We start from the raw sequence: 26,675 nt of genomic DNA on the forward strand, positions 1-26,675 counted from the left end.
CATAGTATGTTGGCTTTTTTAATTTTTTCTCAGAAGAAGGTTTGCAGCACTCGATTAGTTGTATTTCGTGCTAAATAAATCAACATTACTTTAAGAGCGTCATTAGTAAGACACTGATTAAAGGGTCCTTTTTTTATTCTATACTCATTATAAGCATTTGGTTTTATGCTACTTATATCTATTTAGCGCTACATTATGCAGCAATAAAGCTAGTATAGTGTGTACGTTTTCATTACAATAAAGCAACATTGCTAAATGCGCATTATTCAGCGTAACAGCAACCCTTTATCTCCAAGTTATATTGATTTTTTATGCCAGTTTAGCGTCGATGCTAATTGTTATATCAATCACCTCATATATTCTATTGACAGTAATGATCAGTTGAATAAAGGATACTTATGTTTTCCCATATTACTTCGCAGCGCCTCTCTGTAAATAAACTTGAAACGCCAAAAAAAATGATGCTCCGAACGACTAAATGCTCTCTACATATCGCTGTTGGTATAGCGCTCACTTGTTTCACAGTACAAGCTCAGGCTGCTGATACAGCTCAGACTAAGAGCTTACAGCCTATAAATACCAGTATCGCTGTGCAAAATAGCAATGAAGTAAGCGAAGATTTTATCGCTCAGCAGGCTGCTCTGTTCTTTGAATGTACTCAAGTACAGACCAGTTCTGCCCGTTTGGCGTGCTTTGATAAGGTTGCAGAACAAGGCAAAACGCCAAGTTATGTCACAAGTAAACAGCCAGTAGATTTGGCAAAAACGGTTATAAGTACGCTGTCAGGCAACCCTCAAGTCATACTGGCTGAAGAAACCAGTACCATTACTGCCAATGGCAATGTCATCGCTAAAAAGGTTTCGAGCAATTATCCTCAAGATATTGAAACAAACCCGCCCGCTGAGACTGAAAGTTTGGATACGGTTGGACTGACGCAAAGAGAAGCAGAGGTATTGGAAAGTGTCGGCGTGACTCAAGCAGATATTGAAAAATATACGCCGCTAAGCTTGGCATATGATCTTGATAAAAACAGTGAACGTGGTACATGGACAGTCAGACCTTACCGTCCAACCTATGTTATGCCACTGTTTTATACCTTTGATCCCAATTTAAGCCCAAGTACACCCACTCGACCTCAACCGGAAAAACCTTTTACGTCTAATGACACTCGTAATACGGATCTAAAGTTTCAACTATCATTAAAGACTAAAGTTGCAGAAGATTTGTTTAATACCAATGCTGATTTGTGGTTTGGTTATACTCAAGAGTCGCATTGGCAAGTTTATAATGAAGACAATTCACGACCATTTCGTGCAACCGATTATCAGCCAGAAATATTTTTGACCCAGCCTGTGACAGCAAATCTGCCTTTTGGTGGAAGACTGCGCATGCTCGGAGCAGGTGCTATTCACCACTCAAATGGTCAAGATGATCCATTATCGCGCTCGTGGAACCGTGCTTATGTGATGGCAGGGGCAGAGTGGGGTAAGTTATCTGTCATACCGAGATTCTGGTTACGAGTGAACAATGAAAATGACAGCAGTGAAGACAATCCCGATATCGAAGATTTCATGGGTTATGGCGATATCAAGTTCTTATATGATTTACCGAGTCAACAAAGCCTAAGTGGTACGTTGCGCTATAATCCAGGCACCAATAAAGGCGCTGCGCAAATCGATTATATTTATCCTTTATCGAAAAATGTTAATGGTTTTGTGCAGGTATTCCAAGGTTATGGCGAATCTATCGTAGATTATAACTATGAGAATACTTCTATCGGCTTTGGTATCGTACTCAATGATTGGAAAGGGCTGTAATATTAGCGCTTTAAATATCGGTGCCTATAGTGACAGCAAGTCATGCGTCACTTAGCGCCTTATCAAGCCGGACTATGGCTGGCAGAGTATATAAACTTACGCTGCCAGTTATGTGCCGTTTATCGTAGTACTCCGCAATCACAGCTGTTACAAAATCCCTCTTCGTCAAATACTCCATTATTCAGTCAAAACAGTTTATTAGCTGAAAATACATCTTACTCTTTATTGGATAGCCATTCTTCTTTTAGCAAAATCCGAAAGCAACTCTATAGCCGTTTTAGTAGTGGACTATTATGCGCCAGCTGCCATAGTAGTATTGCGTGGTTGCCCAAGCCATTTGAAGTCGATATTACTGCTGGCATGACGCTCACCATTCAAGCAGCAACCTACTATGACTATCCCATGCGCCAAGCTATTAGAGCCTTTAAGCATCATGAGGATATGACAAAGCTGCCATTATTGTTACATGTGATACGTCAACTACCACGACCTTATGGTTGCCATCATGATAATAGTGTGATTGTCGCTATGCCAACGACCGATGTGCGTCTCATTAAACGTGGCTTCGATCCTGTCAGTATTTTGGCCGCGCATTTATCTAAGCATTGGGACATTCCTTTATGGCAAGGTATCAAGCGTATTGATAATACGGTCAGTCAGCAAGGACTCACCCGTGTCGAACGCTTGAGTAATTTAGACAATGCTTTTACTTTACTAAAGCCTTCTCCCGTTAAACGCCTTATCTTATTTGATGATGTAGCAACTACGGGAGCAAGTTTACAAGCCTTAGCTCGCATTCTATCAATTTACCCTTCAACATCTTCTACCTTCAATAATAAATACTATCTGTGTGCTTATGCATTAGCGCATGGTAGCCAGTCATAGATGCTAATAAAACTTGTTGGCAACTACTATTATGTTGCTATTATGTTGCTAATATTTTAATCCCACGCTATATTGACAATAACATAGACTATAAACATATGCTGCCAATAGCTAGCCTGCTTTACATATAGAGAAGTAAAGTGTTTAAGCTGATTAGATAACTTGTTTTATGGAACAAAAGTTGCATGGCTATAGTTGAATGTATTAGATTAAAGCCTGTTTAAATATTAGGTATTCACTACGACTGTAAAGCCAGTCATGCTTGAATATGCCAGCAGCTATATAGGAATTTAACGTGAAAGCATCGGCTAACAATCGACCACAGAAATTGCGTAGAAGTAGCTCAGGGTTTACTCTGATTGAGCTGATGGTAACGATTGCCGTGCTTGCTATTATTGTCGGTATTGCAGCACCTAATATCAGTACTCAGCTTGCCAATCAAAGAGTTAAGTCGACTGCTTCAACGTTAGAAAATGCTTTAAAAGAGGCTAAGGCTGAGAGCATTATTCGTCGACAGAATGTTACGGTTGCTTATAGTAGTGTTCTAAATACTATTGCTATAACAGGTAGAAATAATACTGTTATAGCTACTTATAACATCAATAGCCAAAGTACTGTGAGTCAAGTCATTACTCCAGCCACTGTTACTCAGGTCGTTTTTCAGCCGAATAAGATGGTCAGCGGGGCGGGTACTGAAGTTGTCTATACTATCTGCGATGACGGTTCTACTAACGAGACCCCAAAACAGGTCACAGTTAACAAAATCGCTAACATCAGTGTTACAAACACTGGGAGCTGTTAATGAACAGTAATACGACACAGTCAGGGGTAGGTTTAGTAGAAGTGATGGTTGCACTGCTATTATTAGCAGTGGCAGTATTAGGTTATAGTGCGCTACAAGGCCAAGCCATAAAAGCAACTAATGAGTCCTTTGAGCGTTCGCAGTCACTAGTCATGATGCGCAATATAGCAGAAAAAATTCATGCCAATCCTTTTGCTATCGAAACTTATGAAACTCAAATCAATGATATGGATTCTGTCACTGCGCCTAGTACTCAGTGTGGTCTAGATGGTGTGGCAGTAACGACCTTGTGTACCCCCGTTCAGCTTGCAGAGGCTGAAAGCTATAAAATTAAACTTGATCTACAGAATTATGATTTTCAGATACAGATGCATCCTTGCCCTGATACAGGGGGCACTGGAGCAGATGCGGCAACTAATATTATGTTTTCGTATTGTTTGATTTCGGCATGGGGAGATACCACAGCTACTATTGGTAGTGATGATGAGACAGACTGTTTGACGGCGCAAGTGGCCGCTGCCGAAAATGTAGCTGCGCAAGCGGGTGGTAATTATCATTCTGCAGCCACTTGCATGATGATGGAGATATGATATGAACTTAAAGCATCATAACTCCTCGAGCTCAAACCCTTCAAGCAACAGCGTGCTTGCTGTGAAAGTAGTGACTTTTGATAGGGTAAAAGGCTTTACTTTAGTAGAATTAATGATCTCTTTGGTGCTAGGTTTGCTTATCTCCGCCGCAGCATTGCAAATATTCTATACCAGCTCAGTCAATAGTCGCCGTCAAGAGGCCAGCTCGCAGATTCAAGACAATGCTATTTTTGGATTTTCTCAAATGCAGCAACATCTAAGACGTACTAACTATGGTGCCAAATCCACAGGGGCCTTTAATGAGTTTTTTATGAATCATTTGACCCCGCAAGGAGGCGTGGTACTCACCGCGCCAAGTGGTGCTGGTACACCAGTTAGTTGGCTGCAAGGTAATTTGTCTGGCTTGGTATTAAATGGTGCTGCTATTCCAGCGACTTTATTATCTAGCAATGCATCCGCTAACAGTACTAGTACTAGTAACTTAGAAGGTATCGCCAATAGCGATCAGTTAACGATTCAATATCGATCGGACAGAGAAGGTACTTTTGACTGTGAAGGTGATGCAATACCACAAGGGTTCTACGTCATTGAGCGCTATTTTGTGCGAACGGATACTACGGTTACTCCCAATGTACTAGGGTTAGCCTGTGCTTCAGCTATTTACGATTACAATGAAACTGCTGCTGGAAGCACCACGGGTATCGATATAAAAAGCTATATTGCACCCGCTATACCTGCTGTAACTACACTGCCTACTGCACCAGCTGTACCCGCTACTGTAAAAAACAATAATCTTGCAAGTACTACTGGTACTATCATTATACCTAACGTTGATTACTTTAGAGTGATGCTTGGTATATCGTCGAGTAGAGATTTCGCCACTGATCCTGAAAATCTAGTTATTGCTTACGTACCGATTCCCGCAGCTGCAAGTCTTACAACAGTGCTCGACACTAGGCGTATTGTCAGCTTGCAGATAGGTATATTAGCGCGTTCGGACAATCCAACCGCGACTGCACAAGCTAACAGTGCTTTGAGGTTTACAATCCTAGACAAAGCAAATGCAGAGCTTAATAGTGTCGCGACATCTGGCCCAACTTATTTACGCAATATCTACGAAACTACTATTTTACTACGTAATGCGCGAGGGGGGGTGTAATGAAACCTAAGACTATAGACCATCCTAAACTATCAACAAATCCTCATAATCAATCTGGCGTAGCGTTAATTGTGGTGCTATTGGTACTTATTTTAATTATGATAGTAGGAGCGATCGCTGTCAGACAGAGCACCACCGATCTTAAAGTGGCAACTGCTGATCAGGTAAACAAGCTATTATTTCAAGCCAATGATGCTGCCCTTCTGAAGGTTGAAAAAGAAGATCGTGTCTTGAGTGCTGCTAGCCGCGAAAAGAACGATACTCTCAAAGGTTATATGTCAAGTAGCGAGCGCGAAGGTCATAAGATCAGTTTTTGTGTTAGACCGCGTAGTACTAAGCTATTTAGTATTCTCGAAATCAGTGAGATTAATAAAGACAACGCTTTATTGACTGCTAAAAACAATGGCTACTGCAATCCTAACGATAGCAACGACTATGTCAGTGAAGGTCGGGTAATTACTCAAATGACCTTTGTGCGACCTGAGAGTAGTGGTATTTTCTCTCAGGAAGGCTCAGGCACCTCGTCTAACAATGTTGAGCCTGCGACAACTGGGGTAAATGCCGCTATTGGCTGCACTACTTTTATCGGTTATGTTACCTCAGTTATACCAGCACTCTCTAGCGCACCATTGGGTAATGCGAGTAGCAATGATACTACTTCTATCGCGGGCTGCTTTAAGCAGATGCGTACAGGGTCTACTACTGTAGACAGTTGTTTAACTGCACTGAGCGTACCGTATCAGACGCAACAACAGACTTATATCAACCAGCCGGTTGGTGTGACTTGTGTTTCTGGAAACTAGGATTATTTAAGCTGTTGCTATTTTTAGCGCGTTAGCTTAAAAGCAATAGATGACTAGCAATTTATTTATAACAGCATTTAATATATATAGGGATGATTACTATGAGAGTCTTAAACAGAATCAAAGCTGATAAAGTCCGCCCTATTGTAAAAGGCTGGTCTATAAAATTACTATCGACTGTGGTCGTAGGCTGCATGGCAAGTAGTGCTGGGCACACCTCTGATCTTGAGATTTATCAAGCAGCAAGTAATGGTAACGCTTCTATTATGATGATGTTAGATAACTCGGGAAGTATGAATTATAATAGCATTCCTGAAGATTATCCAGCTCAAGGGTTTTCCATCATTAATTTTTTTGGAATATATTGTTCTCCTTTTAACTCTGTAAAAACGGATACAGTACCACAAAGACTCTATGATAATAATGGTATTGCTATCTCCGGAGATGCTGGGCTTAAAAGTTACTCCGTAACTTATTGTGAAAATAGAAGTGGGAAGTATTATGATCGAATGTCACGGTTAAAAAGGGCGCTGATTCCTATGTTTGCCAATCCTAAGGGAGATGAAGGCTTCGGCGCTGATGTTGATTTGACCAAGTATAAAATTGGCTTAGGTCGTTTTTTGGGCAGTGGAGGTAAGATTGATAGTTCAGTAGCAGCTTTAACATTAGAACATAGAAAACTGCTGATTGATAAAATAATTGCACTGCAACCGGAAACAGCCACTCCAATAGCCAATGCCTACGCTGAAGCTGGTGCCTATATGCTAGGGACAAAAACTAACGCCAGCAATTCGTCTTATACTTCTCCTATGCCTAATAACCCAAGCCAGTGTGATGGCTATGGGGTTTACTTTTTAACTGATGGCGAGCCTAACGGGGTTTCCTCAGAGTCAAATACTCGAAGCCTTATGAACACCAGCTTAGTAGGGGGTTCTCGTTCAATCGGGAGTTCTTGTCAGTCGGGACTTGACTCTACCGGAACAGTATATCAAGGTTCAAATCAAGGTTCTCCGGGATGGGAATGTATTGGTGAGTATGCCCGAGCACTGTATAGTAAAGACAACGTCAAAAAAGATAATATTGCAACCGCAACTGTGGGCTTTGGTAACGTCTATAAGAAGCTCAAAGAAAAAGGGACAGTCCCTAAGGTCATCACTAGACCGGGTAAGCCTCCTGAAACGGTAGACGTCTATCAATGTGATGCATCAGGTATTAGCCCAGATGCCAAAAATTTATGTAAACTGGGTGAAAAGGGTCAAGAACATGGTGAAGGTGGATTTTATTATACTGAAGAGCCTCAAGAAATCGCTGCAAGTGTCAAGTCCTTTATCGAAGAAGTGGGCAGTACAGAGATTGATTCCATCTCCACAGGGACGATGTCTGTACCGCTCGATAGTCTAGGGGGACTTGAGTCACGTCAATTCGCTTATCTGCCGATACTCGAACCTACTCCTGGATCTTCACAGCTATGGAAGGGTAACCTAAAGAAATACAAGGTTAGAAATTCTACTTTGCTTGGTGGTGACAACAATTTTGTATTCTCTGACAACAGTGGTCTGTTCGCAAAAAATACTTATGATTTATGGAATACTCTTGATTCCAGTCGTCCTGATGCCCTAAGGCCAGATAAATCTTTACCCCAAGTGGGCGGTGCGTACCAAAAGGTATTTGAGAATACAGGCGCAACCACATCAGGTAGTCGCAATCTGTTCGTAAATAATGGCAGTAGTTTGGTCAATCTAAAAGTCACTGCAGACAAAAAACCTGTAAATTTTAATACCCTAACGACTGCAAACGGATATACCAACCCCAAGAAAATCACGTTACTCAATTTTATGGGGTATGGTGAACCTATAGCCACAACGGTAACTGATGGTACCGCAATCACTGCTTCATTAAACACGGGTCTAAAAAATATCGGTGGTGTCCTGCACTCTATACCGCAGTTGATTACCACAAAAGTAGCCGTCGATGCTACGGGCAAATTTGATACTAGTCAACGTCAAGACTATGTTATCTACGGCTCTATGGACGGCGCGCTACATATGCTTGATGATAAAACGGGCAAAGAGACTTTTACCTTTGTACCTAAGCAAATCCTTGACTTGCAACCTAGAGCGCTCACTGGCAATGGTACTGCCGAAGATGGTAGTTATCCTTATGGTGTGGATGCTCCATGGTTAACGTATGTTTCTTATACCACTAAAGCTACCACCACAGGTGAAGGAGATGCAGCTACCACTGTCAACACCTATGAAGCGGAACAAAGCTTCGCTCTAGGTGGTCTACGTATGGGCGGGTCGATGTACTATGCTTTGGATGTTTCCAATGTCAATACACCCAAGATAATTTATGGTATAGGCTCAAACTATGCCAATCGCTTAGCAGGAGATACGACAGCATTAGGCGGTACCAAAAATAATACTACTGGGACTGCGACTGAGGAGCAAAAAGCCTTTGCAAAAATGGGTCAATCATGGGGTAAACCAACTCTTGGCTATGTCAAAAGTGGGGGCAAGCGCGTTATGGTCAGCTTTTTACCTGGTGGTTATGATACCTGTTATGAGGACAGCAACTTTAAATTAAATGATACAACCAATAGCAAAGCTGCCTGTAAAAGTAGAGTTGAAGCTCAAGGGAATGGCGTGTATATGGTGCAAATGGGTGAAGTTAAGACCCAAACCAATAAAGAAGAAACAGTAGATACGTCAGTTAATAATGGTAACTTATTATGGTGGGCAAGCAATAGTGGTACTAGTGTTACCGCTGCTTCTACTTCTATGACCGCTTCACTACAGTATTCAAAAGCAGAAGATCTCAAGCATAGTGTCGTGACTCAGATCAGAACCTTAGACCGCAACTATGATGGTCTGACTGATCATATCTACTTTGCTGATTTAGGTGGGCAGGTTTGGCGCGCTGATATTAATAACAATACAGATACTAGTAACTTCAAAGTAGATCGAGTCGTTAAAGTGCTAGATGTCAGTGACCAAGTGGGTACTGGAGATGCGCCGCCACGTATTTATGAGCGCCCGCTAATTACCTTTTATAATGGCAAGTTTGGCTATATCGATGCTGCTAATCAGTCAGGCACTGCTAGTGGTGTACAAGCTATGGTCACGGTGGGGACAGGAGATCGTAGTAATCCGGTAACGGCAACAAGGAATGTCCCTAATGCGCTATACAGTATCATCGATAAGGATGTGTCTCGTAGTGATCTATTCTTTTATGGAACAGGAACAGCGCCGACAATCAGTTTACGCACACCCGTAAACAGAGTTGGGGTATCAACTGACGCCAATAATAAACTACAGAAGCTGACTTTTTCTGCCGCTGATATCAGCGCAGCAGCGATACCAGGAGGCGCAGCTGCCAGAGCAGGTATCAAAGAAAACATGCAGAGCGGTGCCGTACAAGGCTGGTATATGCCGTTTGATACTTGGCTAAATGAGGCAAAGCAGACTACAGGCCCTTATAAGATGAAAATGTTCAATGAGCCTGATGCCTTAGCTGGGATATTAGTATCCTCTTCATATAACCCTGACAAGGGTCAAGCCATTCAAGCTTGTAGTGCTGGTGTCAAAGGTGAGACTCAACGCGAACGCACTTGTCTGCCCTATGGCACCTGCTTAGATGGCGTAGGTAATGGAGTAGTGACCGCTCGCTCTACGTTTAATGCTGGATCAGGAATTGTCGATAATATCGTCACTCAGTTTAATGATACTAGTATCTTTAGTGGCTTAGTCAATCGCTGCGAAGGTGCGGCTTGTACACCTAAGGTTATCTGCCCAAGTGGCGACTGCGAACCTGCACCGCCTACCTGTACAGGGCCTACTTGCAGTCCTTTAGATGGTTTTAATACGGACAAACGTATCAACCCGCTAAGTTGGATTGAGCATTGATATGTCTAAACTATCGAATGATAAAATGACACGACAAACAGGGTTTACCCTTATAGAGCTGATGATTGTTGTGGCTATTATCGCTATTTTAGCTGCCATCGCGATACCGAGCTATCGTGCTTATATCATTCGTAATGCTGAGGCCGATGTACAGCGCAAGATGCTAGCCCTGAGTAATGAGCTTGAACAGTGGCGAGCCAAGGCCTTAACCTATAAAGGTTTTGAGCCTGATAATATTGCCGATACTACGGGCGTGATGAACTCACCGACTACCAATCCACGTTATGTGATTACGTTGGGACATCTGACAGGACCTACGACTTTTAGTACTTTGCATCAAGGCGGTGGACGCGCTAATAATTGGATTATGATAGCAACGCCCATCGATATGGTAGGTGCAGACAACTTTATGCTAACCAGCCAAGGCGTACGCTGTGCCAACAGTGCTGATTTTGAAATCACGGATGCCGATTGTGGTACGGGACAGACGACATGGTAATTCACTATAGTACTAATACACATTGCTCATCGATCAAAGCTGCGCCGCAGACAGGCTTTACGTTGATAGAGCTGATGATCGTCGTTGCTATCATAGGAATATTAGCAGCTATAGCCTATCCTAGCTATCAAGGGTACGTTGAGCGTACCAATCGTGCGGATATGATGGTAGAGATGCAGCAAATCGCCAGTCGCATTGAGTCTAATAAAATAAACTACAAGCGCTATGACAGAATACCATTATCCTCTATATTGTCAGGTACGGTAGCTGCGGATGGTAGTACAAACTTCCCTTCTGCTGGCACTGCATTATATACAGTTACAGTGACGCCAAATAACACGACTACTTTAACCGATAGAGAGTGGGAGATAGAAGCTGCTCCCATTACTGGTACTAGAATGGCTACCGATGGCAGCCTGACTTTGGACAGCACTGGACAGAAATGTAGAGACACTTATTGTGGGTTAGGTAGCGAATGGAGATAATTGTCATATATATGTGTGATGACAAAAAATGTCATCTTTACTTATCATATACTTTTAAAATACTATCAACTGACAATTTTCAGTAGGTTGGTAGTAACATTGGTAATGGTATGTAAGGATAATAAGACAACAAATGTCTAAGTGATGCCGAAATTAGGAGTTATAGCCGTGTTTTAGCTATAAAAACAATAATAGCGATATTTTGGCATGTTACCTGCAGCAGTTATAGTAAGAAAGAAATTATATCCCTAAAGATAAAACGCGACTGTATTAACAACAGCCACTTATCTTTATATACCCCAAAAGGAGTTCATATGAACACTGCTCAAAAAGGTTTTACCTTAATCGAACTAATGATCGTCATCGCCATTATCGGTATCTTGGCTGCGATCGCACTACCTGCGTATCAGACTTATACTAAAAAAGCACGTTTCGCTGAAGTGGTACTAGCCGCATCATCAGTAAAAGGTAAAGTTGATGTATGCTATCAAACGCGTGGCGAGTCAGCTGCTGCAGCTATTGCTACAGGCGGAAAGTGTGCTACTGCTGCACTAGTTGGTGCAGACTTGACAGGTGCAGCAGCAGGTGGTCAAGTAGCATCTGTTGCCTATGAAAACGGTGTAGTTACGGCTACTGGTGACACTACGTCTGTAGATGGCAAAACTTATACCCTCACAGCCAGCAACTCTGCTGGTTCATTACAATGGGCAGAAGGTGGTACTTGTATCGCTGCTGGTCTATGCTAATAAGTTAGATTTAATAAATCTAATAATATAGCTTGGGTCATTGCCTAATAGTCACACAATGCCCTATTAACCAACGTTGTTAGTAGGGTATTTTTATGCCTAAAGTTTATAAAAACCGATAAAAAGGTGTCTTATGTCAAAACAGAAAGGCTTTACTTTGATAGAATTAATGATCGCCATTGCCATTATTGGTATCCTTGCCGCGATAGCTATTCCTTCCTACCAGAGTTATACCAAAAAGGCTAGGTTCACTGAGGTGGTTTTGGCTGCCGCCTCGGTCAGAAGTAATATTGATATTTGTTTTCAAAATAGAGACAACCATACATTGAGTAATTGCGACAGTCTCAACAAGATAGGTATTAATCCCTCAGTGGTCACTGCACCTGAAACTATCAACTCTATAACTATCGACGCCAATACTGCAATTATAACGGTAACTGGTGAGCCGAGCGTAGATAGCGCTACTTATACTTTGACGCCTACTCCTAGTAATAATAGTTTGACTTGGACAACTGGTGGTACTTGTATCGCGGCAGGCCTGTGCTAACTCTCTATCTCTTCTAGGAAATCATTCAAATGTCTCAACAACCAATACGAATCTGGGCAGACTCTTTTAGGGCAGCGGCTATTCATCTGTCAGTGAGCTTACTTATAGTAGGTGCCTTAGCATTGCTAGTATTTAAGGTTTGGTATCCTACGCCACTTGCTGCAGCTACTGGCGTACTTGCCATATTTGCTATGGTATTCGTAGTAGATTTGCTCATTGGGCCATTATTAACATTGGTAGTCTATAAGAAAAATAAAAAATCGTTAGTGTTTGACCTTACTGTTATTGTCCTCATTCAAATTACGGCGCTCTCTTATGGTATTTATAGCCTATCGCAAGCACGTCCAGTATGGTTGGCTTTTTATAGTAATCGGTTTGAGATCGTGAGACTTAATGATATAGAGGATATCTATTTAAAAGATGCACCTAAAGAGTATGCGCATGCCTCCCTAACGGGACCTAAGTGGGTCGCGACGAGACTTATAGGTAGTAGTCAAGAAATAGAAGATCTAGAGTTTGGTAATAAGTTAGGTGCCAAGATAGTGCATCAACCAGCTCTATATTATCCAATTGAACAAGCATATCCTGAGATCGTAATCAAAGCCTACGATTTATCCAAATTAGAAGCCGCCAACAGTAAAGAAGAAATAGATAAATACCTCAGTGTAAACCCTAAGGCAACTGGCTGGCTACCACTTTGGGGACAGCAGCAACATATGGTGGTTTTGCTTAATAAAGACGCTGTACCACTCAATATAGTTAATTTGCGTCCTTGGACAACAGAGCAGATGAATACAGTGCTGACATCTGCTTTATAGCGCTACAAGAATATAAAAAAACACCAAACAGCCCTTTTTATTTAATGGCCATTAGGTGGTTTTATTGTTTCAATCTATCGAACTACATCAAAAATCTTACTACTTCTCTAAATACTGAATCTTCCCTTCCACACCATCCCACTTTTCAGCTTCTGGCAATTGCCCTTTCATCTCAGTGATGTTTGGCCACTTTTGCGCCAGCTCAGCATTTAGCTCAGTGAACATCTCTTGCCCTTTTGGTACCTCATCTTCTGAGAAGATGGCATTGGCAGGACATTCAGGCTCGCATAGAGCACAATCGATGCACTCATCAGGATCGATGACGAGGAAGTTTGGGCCTTCATAAAAGCAGTCCACAGGACAGACTTCCACACAGTCGGTGTATTTGCAAAGAATGCAGTTATCTGTAACGACAAAGGTCATAGTGATGTCTACCTGTTATTGGAGTGGGGCAAAATAGAATAGATTAAAAATAAGGCATATTTTAGCGCCTTTACCACTATTTGACAATTCCCTTTAGTGACTAATGAATTTCTTAAGATGATATAGCAGGTCATGCGCTTGCTTGGGTGTTAGGCTATCAGGATGAATCGCGTTTAGCTCATCTTGTAAGCTAAACAGCTGATTTTGCTGTGGATTATCATTTATATTCTTAGTTTGATTATTGCTGCTGTCGTTTGCTTGTTTTGTCCCGTCACTATAAGGCTGCTGGCGTTTATCCTTTACTGACTTAGCTAATTCATTTTTGTCATCAATGTTATCAATAACAACTTTTTCGTTTTCTGCTTTTAAGTTGTCTATTTTTAAGTTGTCTACTAAATAGCGTTTGGCATCATTAAGCACTTGCGTCGGGATACCAGCCATTTTTGCGACATGCAGTCCAAAGCTAGAGCTTGCGGCGCCATCTTTAATTTGATGTAGTAGTAGCAGTTGACCATCGACTTCACTGGCGGCGACATGCACATTACGAATACTGGCGTGTTGGTTGGCAGCAGGGTTGACCAATTGTGTCAACTCAAAATAATGGGTGGCAAATAATGTCAGGCAGCCAATCTCAACCAATCGATTGACGCACGCATGAGCGATTGCTAAGCCATCCGTAGTAGCGGTGCCGCGTCCGACTTCATCCATCAGCACCAGCGATTTATTGGTCGCTTGATTGAGAATATTAGCGGTTTCAATCATCTCCACCATAAAGGTTGATTTACCGCCCGCCAAATCATCAGCCGAGCCAATACGGGTAAAGATACGGTCGATATCACCAATATAAGAACTACTTGCTGGGACAAAGCTGCCGCAATGAGCAAGCAGGACAATTAGTGCAGTTTGACGCATATAGGTCGATTTACCACCCATATTAGGGCCAGTAATCATCAGAAGGCGTTCAGGATCTGCATCGCTGCCGAGCGCACAGTCATTAGCGACAAAATGGCTACCAGGTTTCGTACTGCTTTGATGAAGGTTGTTGTTCGTATGGATTGGATTTAACGCAGCTTCAACAACGACATGACGACCTTGTTTAATATTGATACTGGTTTGGCTGATATTTTCCGAATAATTGCCATCGTTTGAATTTTTAGTCATAACTGGACGTTGCCAATTATAAAGGGTAGCAAGTTGTGCCCAATTACTAAGCACATCTATTTGCGCAATAGCCGCACTCAGCTGTTGCAGTTCAGCCAAGTGGCTACCTAATATGGTTAACAGCTCATGATACAGCTGCTTTTCACGAGTTAATGCTAAGCTTTGCGCACTTAGATATTCGGTCTCGACTTCCTTTAGCTCATCGGTGATAAAACGCTCACTACTCTTGAGCGTCTGCCGCCTGATAAAGTGCGCGGGTGCGTTTTTGGCTTGCATTTTGGGCAGCTCAAAATAAAAACCGCTGACTTTATTAAACCCAACTTTTAGACTGGGTAGCTGGTTGTCCTGACGGGCGCGCGCGACCATCTCATCTAGTGTCACTTGGATATTGTCATGCAGGTGTGTGAGGCGGTCAAACTCTTCGTCATAGCCCGTGGCTAGCATGCCACCATCTCGGATATGAGCAGGTGGCTCTGCAATAATAGCGCGCTCAATCAGCTTAGCTACGGATTGTGCCGCCGGTAGCTGGTCTGGCAATTGCTGCATTAACATCGGCAACAGTCCTGCCTGCTCATGGCTGATACCCGCATTCGTCAGTAGCGTCGTAAGCTGGGCGCTACTAGCAATACCGTCTGCAAGCTTACGTAAATCGCGTGGCTTGGCGCTCATCAGACCGATACGGCTACTGATACGTTCAATATCGCCGATAGCATTTAAGGTTTCGCGCAAGCTGGTAACTAATGAGATATTTCCCGAGCATTGCTCAGACTGTTTATCAGTATCTAACAAGCTAGTTATCGCATCTAAACGCAAGTTAATACGCGAATGCTGACGCAGTGGGCGTTTCATTTGCTGCACGAGTAAGCGTCGACCCATCGGCGTTTGACAATGGTTGAGGACAGATATTAATGACGTACCATTGCTGCTAACGGGCGTAAATAGCTCAAGATTTTGCTGACTATTGGCATCAATGATTAAATAGTCATCATTATATTCAACGATCAGCTGATTAAGTTGTGGTACATGGCGTTGTTGGGTTTGCCGTGCATAATGTATTAGCGCCGCACAGCTAGACTGGGCAAGTGGTGCACCGCTAATACCAAGCCCATCAAGACGCTGAACCTCAAACTGTTGGCAAAGGGTTGCGCTGGCATGCTCACGGTGGAAGTCATTGGCCGCAACTTCAATAATAGGGCAATTAAGATGTTGACGTAGCCATAGCAGCCACTCTTCGCTGATATCACCGTTACTGTCACTCAGCGCTTCACTAATAATACATTCGCTTGGCGCAAAGCGTGCCAGCACCGTGAGCATTTGGGTTTGTAAAGATTCAATATCATCTTGATTAGCGCTGATCGTTTGCGTCGTCAAAGTCCCAGCGGCTAAATCCATTTGGCTAACGGCAGCTTGCACAGGTTGTTTGCTGTTCGATTTAGGAGTCTCGATATCAATAGCGACGACAGTCGGGGTGTGATTGGGCGCAATGAGTGCATCGTCAGTAATAGTCCCTGCGGTCAGCGTTTTGACCACTTCACGGCGCATAATAGTGCCAGCAGTAGATTTGCTCTTATCTTTCTTCTGTTTATCGCCTATGGTGGGAGAGTTGGAAATATTAGTAGCTGATTCATCAATTTGTTCACAGACAACCACGGTTTGCCCAGCAGCGATCAATCTTGCCATATAACTATCTGCAGCATGAAAAGGGACACCTGCCATCGCAATCGTATTACCTGCTTTATCGGTCCCTCGACGAGTTAAAGTAATGTCCAATATCTGCGCCGCACGTTTGGCATCATCAAAAAATAACTCGTAAAAATCACCCATCCGGTACAGCAATAACGCTTGGGGATAGTTAACCTTCATATTGAGATATTGCACCATCATCGGCGTATGATCTGCTAAGTGATAGATGGCATCACCTATGACCAATGAGTCAGAGTCAACTGGCACAGATTTTGAAGTGGGTTTACTAAGATTGTTATTTTGAGCAGAAGGTTTAACTGGCATGCAGAATCTCTTAAGTTGTCTTTTTTATTTATTGAATAGGGGTGTTTAAATAAGTTTGGCTAGATAGAAGGCTTTAGATATAAAGGCTAATAATAATCGGTTCAAAATAAAATAGATCATCTAAAAAGTGTGCTGGCAATAAGCAAAAAAACTGAAAAACATAGGTTTATAAGTGTTATTTTAACACGTCCTATCACCTTTTTACGTCGGCAAATATCTGCTAACTGCCCTTGTATCCATCGCCGTCATAACCATATATAATGACGTCACACTTAATTGGGCGATATTTTATTGGACTGTCTTAAATTGGACAGTAACCAGCCAAATAATTAAAAAAACAGCGAGTAAAGCGTTGTCATGCGCACTAATTATCGAATATTTCCATAGGTCAAAAAATTATGTTATCAAAGATTATAGGCAGTGTCGTTGGCACCAAAAATGAGCGTGAGCTTAAACGCATGCGCAAAGTGGTCAGCAAAATCAACGCATACGAGGCTGCGATACAAGCCCTGTCTGATGAGCAATTACAACAAAAAACTGAAGAATTTAAAGCAAGACACCAAGGCGGCGAAAGTCTAGATGCCTTATTGCCAGAAGCGTTTGCGGTTTGTCGTGAAGCGTCCCTGCGTGTTAACGGTATGCGTCACTATGACGTGCAGCTGATCGGTGGTATTACCTTGCACGAAGGCAAAATCGCTGAGATGAAAACTGGTGAGGGTAAAACCTTGATGGGCACCTTGGCCATGTACCTGAATGCCATCAGTGGCAAAGGCGTACATTTGGTGACGGTTAATGATTATTTGGCGGCACGTGATGCGGAATTAAACCGTCCCTTATTTGGCTTTTTGGGCATGACGGTTGGCGTGATTTACTCGCAGCAACCACCACAAGAAAAAGTCGATGCTTATCAAGCGGATATCACTTACGGTACCAATAACGAGTACGGTTTTGATTATTTGCGCGATAACATGGTCTTTAGTTTAAAAGAGAAAAAGCAGCGCCCGCTAAACTTCTGTATTATCGATGAAATTGACTCTATTTTAATCGATGAAGCTCGTACGCCGTTGATTATCTCGGGTCAAGCTGAAGATTCATCACGCATGTATGCGCTGATTAATACCATTATTCCCGTGCTGATTCGCTCAAAAGACGAAGAAGCTAATAAGAATAATGAAGAAGAAGATTTTTGGATTGATGAGAAAAATCGCCAGATTGAGATTAGTGAAAAAGGCTATGAGAAGATTGAGCGCTTCTTAATCCAAGTCGGTGAGCTTGGCGAAAACGAAAGTCTTTATAGCCCAAGCCGTTTGCCATTATTGGCTCACGTACAAGCGGCGATTCGTGCCCACCATGTCTTTGTCAAAAATATCCATTATATTGTCGATGATGGCGAAGTGGTTATCGTTGATGAAAACACCGGTCGTACTATGCCGGGTCGTCGTTGGTCAGAAGGTCTGCATCAAGCCGTTGAAGCCAAAGAAAATGTTGAGATTCAAGCCGAAAATCAAACCCTTGCAACCACCACATTCCAGAATTTTTTCCGTCTGTATGACAAACTGTCTGGTATGACGGGTACCGCTGATACTGAAGCGGCAGAATTTAAATCAACTTATGATTTAGACGTCATTGTGATTCCAACGCATGAGCCGATTGCTCGTGTCGATATGGATGACCAAATTTTCTTAACCAAGTTAGGCAAATACAAAGGCATCATCCGCGAGATTCAAGAGATTCAAGCTAAAGGCGCGCCAGTATTGGTCGGTACGGCAACGATTGAAGCCAGTGAAGAATTGTCCTATCTGCTCGATCAAGAAGGCGTTAAGCATAATGTGCTAAACGCTAAGCAGCATGAGCGTGAAGCTGAAATCATTGCGCAGGCAGGTAGTCCAAAATCGGTCACGATTGCTACCAATATGGCAGGTCGTGGTACCGATATTATCCTTGGCGGTAACTGGCAATCGTTTATTGAAGATATTGATGCGGTTAGCCCTGAAGAAATGGCGCGTCTAAAAGCCCAATGGCAAATCAAGCATGACCAAGTCGTTGCGGCTGGTGGTTTGCATATTATTGGTTCTGAACGTCATGAATCACGCCGTATTGATAATCAGCTGCGTGGTCGTGCGGGTCGTCAAGGTGATCCTGGGATGTCACGTTTCTTCTTATCACTTGAAGATGACTTAATGCGTATCTTCGCCGGTGACCGCGTCGTGAATATGATGCGTGCCATGGGTCTCAAAGAAGATGAAGCCATTGAACATAAAATGGTTTCAAAGTCGATTGAAAACGCTCAAGGTAAAGTAGAAAGTCGTGATTTTGATGCGCGTAAAAACCTACTGAAATACGATGATGTGGCCAATGATCAACGTAAAGTCATCTATGGTCAGCGTGATGATTTGTTGGCTGAGATGGATTTGTTAGAGGCCATTAAAATCATGCATCAAGAAGTCTATAATGCCATGATTAACCAGTTTATTCCGCCAGGTTCTATCGATGATCAGTGGAATATCGATGGGTTAGAGGATGAGCTTGAGAACGAATTTAAGATTGCAATGCCCATTAACGATTGGCTTGATGAAGATCGCCGCCTAGATGAAGAAGGCTTACGAGCCAAGATCATCGAAACAGCATTGGATCGTTATCACAGTCGCCGTGAGCAAATGGGCGAAAAAGATGCTGCCCAGCTTGAGCGTCATTTTATGCTGCAAAGTTTAGATAAGCACTGGAAAGAGCATTTAACCCAGATGGATCAGCTGCGTAAAGGTATTCATCTGCGTGGCTATGCACAGAAAAACCCTGAGCAGGAATATAAGCGTGAATCATTTGAGCTGTTCCAGATGATGCTTGGCGCGATCAAGTCTGAAACAGTACAAGACTTATCACGTGTGCATATCCCAACCAAAGAAGAGCTAGAGGCGTTAGAAACACAGCAACGTGAAAATGCAGCCCATATGCAAATGCAGTTTGAGCATAGTGATATCGATAATATGGATGGCGGTGTGGAAAGAGCAGCAGTGCAAAGCCGCAATGTCGTTGGCGGTGCTACGGGTGCTGGCGTGGCAGGTGCTATGGCGGGCAGTAGCGATGATACAGACCCATATGCTGGTATGAATATCAGCCGTAACGCCCCATGCCCATGTGGTTCAGCACTTAAGTATAAGCAATGTCATGGCAAAATCTAAACCTAGCTAACATTCCTTGATTAAAAAGTCCTTATCGAATAGATAGGGGCTTTTTTATAGATATAGCCTTAGTACTTATATCGAATAATTAATATGAGTATAAGTATGAGTATGAGTATGAGAATTACGATTATAAAAGTATCAGTGTCTTTTTGGCGATTAATTACAAATCCAACATAGGCGTGAATTTACGGGCGCGCTATAGTGTTTAACATCTTTATTTGGGAGAGTGTGATGAATGTAGAATTATTAAAAAAATTGCGTACCTCTATCGTCCTAACCAGTTTACTGGCGGGTGCCATGACGCTTAGCGCTTGTCAACAACAGCAAGAGACAGAGCCAAGTCTAGAAGACAGTATCAGTGAAGAGCAGTCTGTACCCATGTCCGCTGATCCTGCCGAGCCTAGTGATGTGGTGGTAGATGCGCCTGCCAGCGACGTAGAAGATGATACCGTAGCTACAGTAAATACTGGCGTCAATCAAATAACGTACTTGTGCTCTCCTGAGCTAGAAGTCGAAGCGACTTATAAAGATACGGATAGCCAAGTGGTACTTGCAACTGCTAAAGGTACTGTCACTTTGACAAAAACCAATGAAGCCAGCAATCCTGAAGTATTTGAGGGCGCAACGGCTATCGATGGGACGACAGGCTTTGTACAATGGCGCGTAGCCCATAAAGATCGCGAAACAGGTGTAATGCGTACCGCTGGCACTGACACTACTAACGTCACTACTTATGAATGTAAAAAGACTCAATAATGGCTAGAACGTTGATGGATAATTTAATATAAAAAAAGCAACGTTCGCGTTGCTTTTTTGCTTTTGCTTTCCACAAAATTCGAAATTCGACAGCTTATCTCTTATGAGCCGTATTTTGTTCATGTGCCAAAAACCCTTCTTCAGTAACATCGAGTTCCTCATGTTTGAGTTCGACTTCAATGCTGTCAGTATGCGTATGTGTGGTTTTTTCAATGGCTATTTCTTGGATAACATAAGTGTCCTTAGTAATGGTTGCGATTTGACGCGATAAGACAATTTCAATAGGCGCATCGCCAATCTCAACTTGTGTGCCATTGATAGTAACGACGGCTTTACTGTCTAATGAAGGCTCCACATGACGCAATATGTCTTTATCATCATAGTTCCCTGACAATAGATCCTGACTTTCGGCATCCTGATAATCGGTACGTACCGTGATATATTCTTCTACCAGCTCAATAGGTACTTGAATAGTTTTGGTGCGAAAATGCTTGGTGACAGTTACTTTACCAACATCCAAGCGCTCTTTATTGACTACTGGGCGCTCTTCTAATAATTCTAGATAACCACCGTTATTGTTATTAGTATCAGGTAGATTTTCTGAAATACTTTCTTGTTGATTGCTTATTATTGTTTGCTTCTGACTATGATCAGATGATAACAAGTCAGATGAGGTTAAATCATCTTGCGTGCCACTAGCGGTATTATTGGTAAAATCAGGATAGTTGGTATTAGGATAGTTATTTTCATTATTAGCATTCATGGTTGTTGTCCTTATTATTGTATATAAAAAAAGACCAGAGACGAGCTCTGGTCTTATCTACTGAGCAAATCACTCAGTGGCTAATGGCTGTCGTATGGTATTGATTTAAATAGTATATAACAATATCACAAATACTATTTAGATTACAAAGGCATACGAATGGCTAGCCTATTACATACCACGAGCGCGGCGTACATCTTCAGCAGTGATATCATCACGGGTAAACAAATTGCCATCACGATCAATCACGTTACCATTATTATCGACATCTAGCTCTTCACGTTGAATAGTATCTACGATAGTCTCAGTATGACGCTCTGTCGTTTTACCAACATTCACTTCTTCTGTGACATAGGTCTCTTTATTGACATGAGCACGCTCAGCTTCTAGCTCAACTTCGATCGTATTATTGCCATCGATATCACCGATACGGCGTTCAGTTGGGCGATTAACATTGGTACGTTCAATATTGGCATGCTCTTCTTCCAAGTCAACATTGACGTTACGCTCTTCAGTCACGACATGTTTACCGACTTTTACCAAACCTGCCACAATACGATCTTTATTAACAGTCAGACGTTCTTCTAATAGCTCTAACGTATTTGGTGCATCGTAATTATGATCGGCAATTTCCATACGCTCAGCTTCTGGGATACTGTCAGCGACAAATGCCTGACGGTCTCTTTCATACTGTTCTTTATAGCTATATTGATAATCATGGTCATAGACTTCCATCGCTTCGACCTGCGATTTGGTCAAGCTATCAAAGAATACGTCATCACCAACGATACGTGCTAAACCTGCTGGTACCAATACTTCTTTTGAGCTAAACCAGCCACCTGCATCGACGATTAAGTAACGAATGCGACCAGTAGTATCTTCTACCAATGCGCCTTCAATTTTACCGATTTTTTCTTCATTAACACCAAAAGCAGTCTTGCCAGTTGGGTCATAATAATCATCACCGATCAGATCACGGTGAGTTGCTTGGATATCTCTTAAACGAATAAGTTGGCTCATTATTATCTTCCTTTTGTATGAGTAAATTTCTTTTTATAAAATGGTTTATTGATATTCTTATATGAACTGTTATTAGATAAACGGTTCAAGCAATAGTATTTATTATAGCCAGTCGCTATCTCGACTTGTTGTTATCGTAACAGGACGATTTGGCATGAGATATATAAGCAAGGTAGCAAAGTGTGCGCTTGACGTAAGGGTGTGTAATAGGCTGTAAAGAGCATAATCACTATATAACCTTTAAGTTAAGGCTTTCCTACGCTAATACGTTTAAGCAGACGGGTGTTAATATTTTGACATAAAAAAACCGCATTGCTCAAAGCTACGCGGTTTTAGATTCTAATAATAAGCTAAATATTTACAGCATACCGATCATTTTAAAATAGCTTAAGCCAATTCGATTGCTACTGCTACTGCTTCGCCGCCACCGATACACAGTGTAGCAACGCCTTTTTTGCCACCAGTACGCTTTAGAGAGTTAATAAGCGTCACTAGGATACGAGCGCCTGAACAGCCCACTGGATGACCAAGGGCACAAGCACCGCCTTCGATGTTTACTTTAGCATGTTCGATGTTTAGCTCATCCATTGCTGCCATCGTAACCATGGCAAATGCTTCATTGATTTCCCATAAATCGACATCAGCGACTGACCAGCCAGCACTTGCCAATACTTTTTCAATCGCGCCAACTGGGGCAATAGTGAACTCGCTTGGATGACGAGAATTAGAGGCAGTCGCAATGATACGCGCTTGATACTCTAGACCTTCTTCTTTGGCTTGTGACTCTTTCATCAATACAACAGCTGCAGCACCGTCTGAGATAGAGCTGGCGTTTGCTGCGGTGATGGTACCGTCTTTTGCAAAGGCAGGACGCAAAGTAGGGATGCGCTCAGCATTAGCAAGGGCAGGCTGCTCATCGGTATCAACCGTTTGCTCGCCTTTACGAGTTTTGAACGTAACTGGTTCAATTTCATCTTTGAAATGATTGTCTTTGATCGCTGTAAGTGCACGATTTAGCGACTCAATAGCAAAATTATCCATTTGTTCGCGCGTATAGCCTTTTTCATCCGCCATTTCTTGTGCAAATTGACCCATTAACTTACCAGTATCGGCATCTTCTAGACCGTCTAAGAACATATGATCTTTGACTTCTTTATGTCCCATGCGATAGCCACCACGCGAACCTGGCATGATATAAGGCGCATTGGTCATCGACTCCATACCGCCAGCAACAGCAACCTTAAAGCTTCCGGCTTTGATACCGTCATGAGCTTGCATAACTGCTTTTAGACCTGAGCCGCACAGCTTATTGATGGTAACTGCACCCGTCGCATCAGACAAGCCAGCTTTGCGCATCGCTTGACGCGCAGGACCTTGACCCAAACCTGCGGTTAAGATACAGCCCATAATAACTTCATCAATATTATCAACATTAACGCCTGAACGCTCAACAGCTGCTTTGATAGCCGCTGCGCCCAAATCTGTGGCGCTTATGTCTGTCAATGCGCCTTGGAAGCCGCCCATTGGGGTACGAGCGCCGTTTAAGATTACAATTGCATCATGTGACATTGTTATTTCCTTTTTTGAGTATTTTAATCCAACATATTTGATTGATTAAAGCATATTTTTACGCCAGCTCATCTAAGCGTATGCGTACTACTTTATCAGTAATGGTGTCTAACTTCTCGATTTTTTCGATGGCAAGATTCATCTGACTCTCAACCACTGGCAGCGTTAAAATAATCACTGGCACTTGCCCAAGCTTATGCGCCGGTTTTTGTAAAATAGCATCGATATTGATACCGGCATCACTCAAGATACGGGTAATATCTGCCAATACTCCAGGACTGTCATAGGCATGTACACGTAAATAATATCCGGTAATCATTTGTTCAGCACGCAATATCGGCGTATCTGACAATTTTTCAGGGATAAAGGCTAAGTGCGGTACATGATGACCATTGCTGTTTTGTTGGTCAGCATCTTTACATCCTAATACACGCACTAAATCCATCACATCTGCCATCACTGCAGAAGCCGTTGCGCCTGCACCCGCGCCGTCACCGCAATATAACGTCTGACCGAGAGGGTGAGAGTTCACCAGTACGGCATTCTTTACGCCATTAACATTAGCAAGTAGGGCGTTCTGTGGAATCAGCGTTGGGTGTACACGCAGCTCAATACCGGCGCTGTCGTCCCCGCTGCCATTTCCTGCACGGCGAACTGCAAAGCCCAAGTGCTTAATACGATAGCCAAGCTCTTCAGCGTAATTGACATCCTGCAAAGTAATACCGGTAATACCTTCACAGTAGACTTTGTCAAACTGCAATGGAATACCAAAGGCGATAGAGGCAAGCAGCGCCAGCTTGTGCGCCGCATCGATACCTTCAACGTCAAAAGTAGGGTCGGCTTCAGCATAACCAAGTGCTTGCGCCTCGTTCAGTACATCGGCAAAAGGGCGACCTTTATCGCGCATCTCTGTCATGATAAAGTTGCCCGTACCATTAATGATACCCGCTAGCCAATCAATTTTATTGGCAGCCAAACCTTCACGCATGACCTTAATAATTGGAATACCACCTGCTACAGCTGCTTCATAGGCGACATGAACATTATGCTGTTCAGCAAAAGCAAAAATCTCATTACCATGCTCAGCCAATAACGCTTTATTGGCGGTCACCACATGCTTGCCATTTTTGATAGCGTACATAATAACGTCTTTTGCAAGGGTCGTACCGCCAATTAATTCGATGACAATATCGACATTGTCACTGGCAGCGGTTGCCATCAGATCACTGTTTTGCATAATATTGGGATTAATGTCATCACGCTGACGACGAATACCAACTTCGGTAATCACAATGTCGCGTCCGCTACGACGTTTTAGTTCATCTAAATTATCATTGATTAGATTGACCACGCCCGTTCCGACGGTGCCTAAACCAAGTATCGCTAGTTTGATGGATTTGCTCACAGGATCCTCAAGAGATTAAATAGTGGGATAAAAAACGCTGCTATGAAAGATCTTGAAACTACAAGAATCACTAACATAAATAAGCGCTTATATAGAAATGATATGGCTAAGTTTGCCTAGCGCTTTATCCTATCATACCGATAAGCAGTTGTGACGTCTACACAATGTCGCCACCGTCATACATATCACAAATACTTAAAGCATATAACCGTCTTTAGTTAGCGCCAACTGCTTCTGCCAATTGAGCTGCAGGTAGATAGCCGCCTACTTGCTGTCCTGCTTCAGTAAAGATAGCCGGCGTACCTCGCACACCAAGTTTTGCCCCTAATGCCATCTGTTCTTGCACAGGATTGGCACAGCTAGGCGCTTGCACATCGGCGCCAGCTTTCCCCTGATTCATTGCCGCCTTACGATCTTGACTACACCAAATAGCTTCCATTTTTGGCACTGATTCTTGGCTACGTGGCCATGCCAGATAACGTACCTCGATGCCACGTGTATTAATATCATCCATCTCTTCATGCAATTTACGGCAATAACCACAATCTGCATCTGTAAAGGCGTAAACCACAGCTTTAGTCGCGCCCTTTGCTGGATAAATAACCATGTCTTTTTTGTCGACTGCTTTTAACGCTTCTTGGGCAGTACTGGCCAACAACGCGGCACTAATATCTACAGGCGCTTCTGCACCAACCGCGATGATTTGCCCTTGAATAATATGCTTGCCCGCCTTATCCGTAAAAAAAGAAGGCAATCCTTCAGCTGTCACCCAATAAATACCAGTCATATCGGTTGGTACAGCTGAGAGAATAGTCTCTTCAATGCCAGAAGCCTTTAAATTGGCTTGCAAAGACTTTACTACTTTAGCATCGCTGTCCTTAGAAACCGCAGCAGTACTCGTTTTGGCTTTGCTGCTATTGACAAGATCTGTATTGCTGGTCGCATCTGCTGCATTATTAGAGCAGCCAGCTGCAACGATAACCAGCAAGGCAGCACTCATAACACGAGTAAGAGGACTGCGAGAAAATGTATCACGGTTGAGATTGGTTTTAGAAAAAGGCGCTAAGAACATAGGATGTTTCCTTTAGGCAGTCATGCCTAATCAAGATTTTGATAGCAAAAGGTAATGAAGATTTTTTGGAATTTTGATCTAACATATTTTGATCTAACATGATGACTAGATCGAGCCATAAGAGGTAATAAATTTTTACAGTTTATTGATAACAAAAGATAACTAATAATCAGCCTCATATTAGCATATTTTTATAAATAACAGCGAAAGCCTGTATAACGGTCTTATTAAATACACAATTTGTAGCTATTCGTTAAGAAA

21 protein-coding genes are annotated in these 26,675 nt (G+C 42.6%); 14 read left to right on the plus strand and 7 right to left on the minus strand.

Going from position 1 to position 26,675, the window contains the following annotated elements; translation table 11 throughout:
* The first annotated feature begins 398 nt into the window (after positions 1 to 398).
* From JMX75_RS10760 to tfpZ, 12 genes are all read left to right on the plus strand, one after another.
* Positions 399 to 1,817 carry a phospholipase A gene (locus tag JMX75_RS10760; protein ID WP_201532312.1) on the plus strand — a complete coding sequence of 473 codons (1,419 nt, stop codon included), beginning with the start codon at positions 399 to 401 and terminating at the stop codon, positions 1,815 to 1,817.
* Between the two features lie 42 nt (positions 1,818 to 1,859).
* On the plus strand, positions 1,860 to 2,702 hold the full coding sequence (locus tag JMX75_RS10765; RefSeq protein WP_201532313.1) for a ComF family protein: 843 nt from the start codon (positions 1,860 to 1,862) through the stop codon (positions 2,700 to 2,702).
* Positions 2,703 to 2,997: 295 nt separating this feature from the next.
* Positions 2,998 to 3,504 carry a Tfp pilus assembly protein FimT/FimU gene (locus tag JMX75_RS10770; RefSeq protein ID WP_201532314.1) on the plus strand — a complete coding sequence of 169 codons (507 nt, stop codon included), beginning with the start codon at positions 2,998 to 3,000 and terminating at the stop codon, positions 3,502 to 3,504.
* The gene (pilV, locus tag JMX75_RS10775) at positions 3,504 to 4,094 is read left to right on the plus strand and encodes a type IV pilus modification protein PilV (RefSeq protein ID WP_201532315.1); all 591 of its coding nucleotides are present in this window, start codon (positions 3,504 to 3,506) and stop codon (positions 4,092 to 4,094) included. Before JMX75_RS10770 ends, pilV begins: the two co-directional genes overlap by 1 nt.
* Position 4,095: 1 nt before the next feature.
* Positions 4,096 to 5,253: a PilW family protein gene (locus JMX75_RS10780; RefSeq protein ID WP_201532316.1), complete on the plus strand. Its 1,158-nt coding sequence runs from the start codon at positions 4,096 to 4,098 to the stop codon at positions 5,251 to 5,253.
* Positions 5,253 to 6,056: a PilX N-terminal domain-containing pilus assembly protein gene (locus JMX75_RS10785; protein WP_201532317.1), complete on the plus strand. Its 804-nt coding sequence runs from the start codon at positions 5,253 to 5,255 to the stop codon at positions 6,054 to 6,056. The genes JMX75_RS10780 and JMX75_RS10785 overlap by 1 nt, the downstream gene beginning before the upstream one ends.
* Before the next feature lie 101 nt (positions 6,057 to 6,157).
* Positions 6,158 to 9,961 carry a hypothetical protein gene (locus tag JMX75_RS10790; protein WP_201532318.1) on the plus strand — a complete coding sequence of 1,268 codons (3,804 nt, stop codon included), beginning with the start codon at positions 6,158 to 6,160 and terminating at the stop codon, positions 9,959 to 9,961.
* A gap of 1 nt (position 9,962) precedes the next feature.
* Positions 9,963 to 10,460, plus strand: coding sequence for a type IV pilin protein (locus JMX75_RS10795; RefSeq protein WP_320157705.1), 498 nt, complete (start codon positions 9,963 to 9,965; stop codon positions 10,458 to 10,460).
* Positions 10,454 to 10,945 carry a type IV pilin protein gene (locus JMX75_RS10800; RefSeq protein ID WP_201532319.1) on the plus strand — a complete coding sequence of 164 codons (492 nt, stop codon included), beginning with the start codon at positions 10,454 to 10,456 and terminating at the stop codon, positions 10,943 to 10,945. Before JMX75_RS10795 ends, JMX75_RS10800 begins: the two co-directional genes overlap by 7 nt.
* Positions 10,946 to 11,259: 314 nt before the next feature.
* On the plus strand, positions 11,260 to 11,691 hold the full coding sequence (locus JMX75_RS10805) for a pilin (RefSeq protein ID WP_201532320.1): 432 nt from the start codon (positions 11,260 to 11,262) through the stop codon (positions 11,689 to 11,691).
* A gap of 133 nt (positions 11,692 to 11,824) precedes the next feature.
* Entirely contained in the window at positions 11,825 to 12,238 is a 414-nt protein-coding gene (locus tag JMX75_RS10810) for a pilin (protein ID WP_201532321.1), read from the plus strand.
* Positions 12,239 to 12,267: 29 nt separating this feature from the next.
* Positions 12,268 to 13,056, plus strand: a complete 789-nt coding sequence (gene tfpZ, locus JMX75_RS10815; RefSeq protein ID WP_201532322.1) for a TfpX/TfpZ family type IV pilin accessory protein — start codon at positions 12,268 to 12,270, stop codon at positions 13,054 to 13,056.
* A gap of 99 nt (positions 13,057 to 13,155) precedes the next feature.
* On the opposite strand, the gene fdxA is transcribed toward tfpZ, so the two are convergent.
* Positions 13,156 to 13,479 (minus strand): ferredoxin FdxA, encoded by a 324-nt coding sequence (gene fdxA / locus JMX75_RS10820; RefSeq protein ID WP_201532323.1) that lies wholly within the window; start codon positions 13,477 to 13,479, stop codon positions 13,156 to 13,158.
* Between the two features lie 93 nt (positions 13,480 to 13,572).
* Entirely contained in the window at positions 13,573 to 16,647 is a 3,075-nt protein-coding gene (mutS, locus tag JMX75_RS10825; RefSeq protein ID WP_201532324.1) for a DNA mismatch repair protein MutS, read from the minus strand.
* 398 nt (positions 16,648 to 17,045) lie between these two features.
* Here mutS and secA point away from each other — a divergent pair, with 398 nt between their 5' ends.
* Together secA and JMX75_RS10835 are read left to right on the plus strand one after the other, a co-directional pair.
* Positions 17,046 to 19,826, plus strand: a complete 2,781-nt coding sequence (secA, locus tag JMX75_RS10830; protein ID WP_020442631.1) for a preprotein translocase subunit SecA — start codon at positions 17,046 to 17,048, stop codon at positions 19,824 to 19,826.
* A 234-nt stretch (positions 19,827 to 20,060) separates the two neighbouring features.
* Positions 20,061 to 20,585: a hypothetical protein gene (locus JMX75_RS10835; RefSeq protein WP_020442632.1), complete on the plus strand. Its 525-nt coding sequence runs from the start codon at positions 20,061 to 20,063 to the stop codon at positions 20,583 to 20,585.
* Positions 20,586 to 20,679: 94 nt separating this feature from the next.
* Here JMX75_RS10835 and JMX75_RS10840 read toward each other — a convergent pair whose 3' ends face one another.
* The 5 genes from JMX75_RS10840 to JMX75_RS10860 all read right to left on the minus strand — a co-directional run bounded on the left by JMX75_RS10840 (position 20,680) and on the right by JMX75_RS10860 (position 26,414).
* Positions 20,680 to 21,348, minus strand: coding sequence for a YsnF/AvaK domain-containing protein (locus JMX75_RS10840; RefSeq protein ID WP_020442633.1), 669 nt, complete (start codon positions 21,346 to 21,348; stop codon positions 20,680 to 20,682).
* Between the two features lie 171 nt (positions 21,349 to 21,519).
* Positions 21,520 to 22,368: a DUF2382 domain-containing protein gene (locus tag JMX75_RS10845; protein WP_020442634.1), complete on the minus strand. Its 849-nt coding sequence runs from the start codon at positions 22,366 to 22,368 to the stop codon at positions 21,520 to 21,522.
* Positions 22,369 to 22,755: 387 nt separating this feature from the next.
* Positions 22,756 to 23,937: a thiolase family protein gene (locus JMX75_RS10850; protein WP_020442635.1), complete on the minus strand. Its 1,182-nt coding sequence runs from the start codon at positions 23,935 to 23,937 to the stop codon at positions 22,756 to 22,758.
* Between the two features lie 58 nt (positions 23,938 to 23,995).
* Positions 23,996 to 25,342 (minus strand): homoserine dehydrogenase, encoded by a 1,347-nt coding sequence (locus tag JMX75_RS10855; protein ID WP_201532325.1) that lies wholly within the window; start codon positions 25,340 to 25,342, stop codon positions 23,996 to 23,998.
* 214 nt (positions 25,343 to 25,556) lie between these two features.
* Complete coding sequence (locus JMX75_RS10860; RefSeq protein WP_201532326.1) at positions 25,557 to 26,414, minus strand: DsbC family protein; 858 nt, start codon at positions 26,412 to 26,414, stop codon at positions 25,557 to 25,559.
* Positions 26,415 to 26,675 lie beyond the last annotated feature (261 nt).

Origin of the sequence: Psychrobacter sp. LFX-11D (assembly GCF_904846475.1) — a bacterium.
In the GTDB taxonomy this organism is placed as follows: domain Bacteria; phylum Pseudomonadota; class Gammaproteobacteria; order Pseudomonadales; family Moraxellaceae; genus Psychrobacter; species Psychrobacter cryohalolentis.

Excerpts from the sequence above, each read along its gene's own strand:
- tfpZ (WP_201532322.1), top strand. The coding sequence starts at position 12,268 with ATGTCTCAACAACCAATACGAATCTGGGCAGACTCTTTTAGGGCAGCG.
- fdxA (WP_201532323.1), bottom strand. The coding sequence starts at position 13,479 with ATGACCTTTGTCGTTACAGATAACTGCATTCTTTGCAAATACACCGAC.
- JMX75_RS10805 (WP_201532320.1), top strand. The coding sequence starts at position 11,260 with ATGAACACTGCTCAAAAAGGTTTTACCTTAATCGAACTAATGATCGTC.
- JMX75_RS10840 (WP_020442633.1), bottom strand. The coding sequence starts at position 21,348 with ATGAATGCTAATAATGAAAATAACTATCCTAATACCAACTATCCTGAT.
- mutS (WP_201532324.1), bottom strand. The coding sequence starts at position 16,647 with ATGCCAGTTAAACCTTCTGCTCAAAATAACAATCTTAGTAAACCCACT.
- JMX75_RS10835 (WP_020442632.1), top strand. The coding sequence starts at position 20,061 with ATGAATGTAGAATTATTAAAAAAATTGCGTACCTCTATCGTCCTAACC.
- JMX75_RS10785 (WP_201532317.1), top strand. The coding sequence starts at position 5,253 with ATGAAACCTAAGACTATAGACCATCCTAAACTATCAACAAATCCTCAT.
- JMX75_RS10860 (WP_201532326.1), bottom strand. The coding sequence starts at position 26,414 with ATGTTCTTAGCGCCTTTTTCTAAAACCAATCTCAACCGTGATACATTT.
- JMX75_RS10760 (WP_201532312.1), top strand. The coding sequence starts at position 399 with ATGTTTTCCCATATTACTTCGCAGCGCCTCTCTGTAAATAAACTTGAA.
- pilV (WP_201532315.1), top strand. The coding sequence starts at position 3,504 with ATGAACAGTAATACGACACAGTCAGGGGTAGGTTTAGTAGAAGTGATG.
- JMX75_RS10850 (WP_020442635.1), bottom strand. The coding sequence starts at position 23,937 with ATGTCACATGATGCAATTGTAATCTTAAACGGCGCTCGTACCCCAATG.
- JMX75_RS10810 (WP_201532321.1), top strand. The coding sequence starts at position 11,825 with ATGTCAAAACAGAAAGGCTTTACTTTGATAGAATTAATGATCGCCATT.
- JMX75_RS10845 (WP_020442634.1), bottom strand. The coding sequence starts at position 22,368 with ATGAGCCAACTTATTCGTTTAAGAGATATCCAAGCAACTCACCGTGAT.
- JMX75_RS10795 (WP_320157705.1), top strand. The coding sequence starts at position 9,963 with ATGTCTAAACTATCGAATGATAAAATGACACGACAAACAGGGTTTACC.
- JMX75_RS10790 (WP_201532318.1), top strand. The coding sequence starts at position 6,158 with ATGAGAGTCTTAAACAGAATCAAAGCTGATAAAGTCCGCCCTATTGTA.
- JMX75_RS10780 (WP_201532316.1), top strand. The coding sequence starts at position 4,096 with ATGAACTTAAAGCATCATAACTCCTCGAGCTCAAACCCTTCAAGCAAC.
- JMX75_RS10800 (WP_201532319.1), top strand. The coding sequence starts at position 10,454 with ATGGTAATTCACTATAGTACTAATACACATTGCTCATCGATCAAAGCT.
- secA (WP_020442631.1), top strand. The coding sequence starts at position 17,046 with ATGTTATCAAAGATTATAGGCAGTGTCGTTGGCACCAAAAATGAGCGT.
- JMX75_RS10765 (WP_201532313.1), top strand. The coding sequence starts at position 1,860 with ATGCGTCACTTAGCGCCTTATCAAGCCGGACTATGGCTGGCAGAGTAT.